The following is a 4,789-nucleotide window of genomic DNA, read 5'->3' as shown; positions in this document are numbered from 1 at the left end:
CCGGGCGGGCCCGAGGGCGCGCCGCGGCCGTCGTCGGCGACCCGCGCCGCGGTCGCCGCCGGCGCGGGCGAGGCTCACGTCGGCGGACGCGCGCGGCCGCGTGCTTGACCACGTTGGTGAGGGCCTCCTGGACGATCCGGTACGCGGCGACCGCGACCTCGGGCGGCGGCCGGTCCCCGTCCGGTCCCGCGGACTCGTCCCGGAACGTCACCCGGATCCCGCCGCCGCGGGCGGCCGTCACCAGGTCGCCGATCCCGTCCAGGCCGGGGAGCGTCCCGGGTTCGGGCGCGTCCGTCCCGCGCAGGACCTGCAGGGTGCCGCGCAGCTCGACGCGGGCGTCCCGGCAGGTCCCGGCGATCGACGCGAGCGCGTCGGCGAGCTCGGTGCGGTCCAGCGGCCGGTCCCCGCGGACGAGGTGGGCGGCGGCGCCCGCCTGGACGCCGATCACGGTGATGCTGTGCGCGAGCAGGTCGTGCAGGTCGCGGGCGATGCGCAGCCGCTCCTCGGCGACGCGCCGCGCCGCCTCCTGCTCGCGGGTCCGCTCGGCCCGCTCGGCGCGCTCGGTGATCGCCGCGAGCCGGGCCCGGTGCGACCGCCAGACCTGCACGCCGATCCCCAGGGCGACCACGGCCTCGATCACCGCGATCTGCTCCCGGACGCTGCTCCCGCCCGCCCGCATCGCCATCCCGACGACGCAGGTCGCCAGTAGCGTCCCGACGACCGCGAGGACGACCCGCGCCCGGCGGCCGAGCACCGCGTAGGCGAACAGCGCGACCACCTCGGCAGGGACCAGCGCGTGGTGCTGGTACTGCAGCAGGTGGTACGGGAGGGCGAGGACGACCAGCGCCGCGAGCCCGGGCGCCGGGCGGCGCCGGATCACCGCGAGGGGGACGTGCACGGCCGCGAGCAGCACGGCGCCGGGGGCGTCCAGGGACCGCACGCCCGGCCAGAGGACGGCCGCCGCGCCCGCGACGAACGCCAGGAGCAGCGCGAGGACGGCGTCGCGCACGAACGTCCGGTCGCCCGCGAGGTCCTTCGGAAGTCCGCCGATCCGGGAGAGCGTCACCACGCGTCCATCTTCCCGGACCGTCCGCGGGGCGCGCATCCGGCCCGCTCCGGACGGGGATCACCGGGTTTGAGCGGCGGTTCCGCGTGGAATGTCCCTGGACGGTTCAGGTGTTGGCAAACGAGACAGCTTAGCAGCGTCCTGCGTACGGCGATCACGTTTTAGAGTGAGAAGGCCGCTTGAGGCCGTGGCGTCCCGGCAATGGGGCCGCGGGAGGTGAACGTCTCGGTCGCCGGCGTTACACGCACGATCATCGTTCGCCGAAAGGAACCACCACATGCCCCTTTCCCCCCGCCTGCCCGGCTCCCCCGACGTCCTGGCCGCTCTGGAGGAGACCTACGACGGCGTCCTGCGCCGCGACCCCGGCGAACCGGAGTTCCACCAGGCGGTCCACGAGGTGCTGGAGTCGCTGCCCGCCGTGCTGTCCGCGCGTCCCCGGCTCGCCGCCGCCCGGCTCGTCGAGCGGCTGATCGAGCCCGAGCGGCAGATCATGTTCCGGGTGCCGTGGCAGGACGACGCGGGCCGCGTCCACGTGAACCGCGGTTTCCGCGTCGAGTTCAACGGCGCCCTCGGCCCGTACAAAGGCGGCCTGCGGTTCCACCCGACGGTGAACCTCGGGATCGTGAAGTTCCTGGGCTTCGAGCAGATCTTCAAGAACGCGCTCACCGGCCTCGGCATCGGCGGCGGCAAGGGCGGCAGCGACTTCGACCCGCACGGCCGGTCCGACGACGAGGTCATGCGGTTCTGCCAGTCGTTCATGACCGAGCTGTACCGGCACGTGGGCGAGCACACCGACGTACCGGCGGGCGACATCGGCGTCGGCGGCCGCGAGATCGGCTACCTGTTCGGCCAGTACCGGCGGGTCACCAACCGCTGGGAGGCCGGCGTCCTGACCGGCAAGGGCCAGGGCTGGGGCGGCTCGGCGGGCCGCACCGAGGCCACCGGGTACGGCAGCGTGCTGTTCACCGCCGAGATGCTGAAGCGGCGCGGCGAGGACCTCGACGGCCAGCAGGTCGTGGTGTCCGGATCCGGCAACGTCGCGATCTACTCGATCGAGAAGGCGCAGGCGCTCGGCGCGAACGTGATCACGGTGTCCGACTCGGGCGGCTACGTCGTCGACGAGAAGGGCATCGATCTCGACCTCCTCAAGCACGTCAAGGAGGTCGACCGGGGCCGCGTCTCCGACTACGCCGAGATGCGCGGCTCGTCGGCCCGGTTCGTCCCGGCCGGGCGGGTCTGGGACGTCCCGGCCGACATCGCGCTGCCGTCGGCGACGCAGAACGAGCTGGACGCCGACGCCGCGCGGATCCTCGTCCGCAACGGGGTCAAGGCGGTGGCGGAGGGCGCGAACATGCCGACGACGCCCGAGGCCGTCCACATCCTGCAGGACGCCGGCGTGGCGTTCGGCCCCGGGAAGGCGGCGAACGCGGGCGGCGTCGCGGTCAGCGCGCTGGAGATGCGGCAGAACGCGGGCCGCGAGTCCTGGACGTTCGCGCAGGTCGAGAAGGAGCTGGCACGGATCATGCGTGACATCCACGACACCTGCTTCGAGACCGCCGACCGCTACGGCGCCCCCGGCGACTACGTCGTCGGCGCCAACATCGCCGGCTTCGAGCGGGTCGCCGACGCGATGCTCGCGCAGGGCCTGATCTAGCGGGCGGGAACCCGGGCGGCGCCGACGGCGGTGTAGGACGCCGGCGCCCGGGGGTCCCGATTCCGCACGCGCGTGCCCGTCCCCGGATCCGCGGGGGCGGCACGCGCGCGTCGACCCCGTTTCCCCGGGTTGCGGCAACGGGGGCGGTGCGGGTTACCGTCGATCACGACCGACGCGGGGGCCCGGCGAACCGGGCTGAGATAGCGGCTGGAACGGCCGCTGACCGCATGAACCTGACCGGGTAATGCCGGCGTAGGGAGAGATCGAGTCGTGAACGATCATGTGGTTCCGGCCGCCCGCAAGACGTACCTGCAAGGCTCGCGGCCCGATGTGCGCGCGCCGATGCGGGAGGTGCCGCTGACCAACGGCGACGCCGTCGTCCTGTACGACACGTCGGGACCGTACACCGACCCCGCCTTCGAGACCGACGTCCGCCGGGGGCTGCCGCCGCTGCGGGACGCGTGGATCGCCGAACGCGGCGACACCGCCGCCTATGACGGGCGCGCCGCGCGTCCCGAGGACGACGGCCGCAGATCCGGCGGGCCCGCCCCGGACGGGCGGGCCTTCCCCGCGCGGCGGCCGCGCCGCTCGTCCGGCGGGCCCGTCACCCAGCGCGGCTACGCGCGGCGCGGGGAGATCACACCGGAGATGGAGTTCGTCGCGCTGCGCGAGGGCGTGGCCCCCGAGTTCGTCCGGGACGAGCTGGCGGCGGGACGCGCGGTGCTGCCGGCGAACGTCAACCATCCGGAGATCGAGCCGATGATCATCGGCCGGAACTTCCTCGTGAAGGTCAACGCGAACATCGGCAACTCCGCGGTGGCGTCCTCGATCGAGGACGAGGTGGAGAAGATGACGTGGGCGACCCGCTGGGGCGCCGACACGATCATGGACCTGTCGACGGGCCGCGACATCCACACCACCCGCGAGTGGATCCTGCGGAACTCGCCCGTCCCGGTGGGGACGGTCCCGCTGTACCAGGCGGTGGAGAAGGTCGGCGGCGACCCGGCCGCGCTGACCTGGGAGGTCTTCCGCGACACGGTGATCGAGCAGGCCGAGCAGGGCGTCGACTACATGACGGTCCACGCGGGGGTGCTGCTGCGGTACGTCCCGCTCACGGCGCGCCGCAAGACCGGCATCGTGTCGCGCGGCGGGTCGATCATGGCGGCGTGGTGCCTGGCGCACCATGAGGAGAACTTCCTGTACACGCACTTCCGGGAGCTGTGCGAGATCTTCGCGGCCTACGACGTCACGTGGTCGCTCGGCGACGGGCTGCGCCCCGGCTCGATCGCCGACGCCAACGACGAGGCCCAGTTCGCGGAGCTGCGCACCCAGGGCGAGCTGACCCGGATCGCCGCCGAGTACGACAACCAGGTGATGAACGAGGGCCCCGGGCACGTCCCGATGCACAAGATCAAGGAGAACGTCGACCTGCAGCAGGAGTGGTGCGACGGCGCCCCCTTCTACACGCTCGGGCCGCTCACCACCGACATCGCGCCCGGCTACGACCACATCACCTCGGCGATCGGCGCCGCGATGATCGGCTGGCACGGCACCGCGATGCTCTGCTACGTCACCCCGAAGGAGCATCTCGGGCTGCCCGACCGCGACGACGTCAAGGCGGGCGTCATCGCCTACAAGATCGCCGCGCACGCCGCGGACGTCGCCAAGGGCCATCCGGGCGCGCAGGCGTGGGACGACGCGCTGTCGGACGCCCGGTTCGACTTCCGCTGGGAGGACCAGTTCAACCTGTCGCTGGACCCCGAGACCGCACGCGGGTTCCACGACGCGACGCTGCCCGCCGCCCCGGCGAAGACGGCGCACTTCTGCTCGATGTGCGGCCCGCACTTCTGCTCGATGAAGATCACCCGGGACGTCCGCCGGTACGCCGACGAGCACGGGCTGGACGGCGCGGAGGCGATCGCCGCCGGGATGCGGGAGAAGGCCGGCGAGTTCAAGGCCGCCGGGGGCCGCGTCTACCTCCCGGTCACCCCGAACGGCTCCTGACCCTCCGCCGCCCCGCCGGGACCCGCGCCGCGGCCGTCCGGCCGGGCGCTCGCGGGTCCCGGTGG

General features: G+C 73.5%; 3 protein-coding genes and 1 riboswitch. Of the genes, 2 read left to right on the top strand and 1 reads right to left on the bottom strand.

The genetic code is table 11. The features are described from left to right. A partial coding sequence (locus BJF79_RS32420) for a sensor histidine kinase (protein ID WP_075903175.1) occupies window positions 1–1,069 on the bottom strand: 1,069 nt, incomplete at its 3' end. A 274-nt stretch (window positions 1,070–1,343) separates the two neighbouring features. Here BJF79_RS32420 and gdhA point away from each other — a divergent pair. Together gdhA and thiC are read left to right on the top strand one after the other, a co-directional pair. Next, window positions 1,344–2,720, top strand: coding sequence for an NADP-specific glutamate dehydrogenase (gene gdhA, locus BJF79_RS32415; RefSeq protein ID WP_083734359.1), 1,377 nt, complete (start codon window positions 1,344–1,346; stop codon window positions 2,718–2,720). Window positions 2,721–2,885: 165 nt separating this feature from the next. Continuing rightward, window positions 2,886–2,998: riboswitch (TPP riboswitch) on the top strand. Continuing rightward, entirely contained in the window at window positions 2,991–4,724 is a 1,734-nt protein-coding gene (gene thiC / locus BJF79_RS32410) for a phosphomethylpyrimidine synthase ThiC (protein WP_075903173.1), read from the top strand. (Overlaps the previous riboswitch by 8 nt.) Window positions 4,725–4,789: the final 65 nt, after the last annotated feature.

The organism is Actinomadura sp. CNU-125, from assembly GCF_001942465.1.
GTDB lineage: Bacteria > Actinomycetota > Actinomycetes > Streptosporangiales > Streptosporangiaceae > Spirillospora.
Note: the sequence above shows the minus strand (reverse complement) of the source record. Positions and strands in the feature narration are given on the sequence as shown.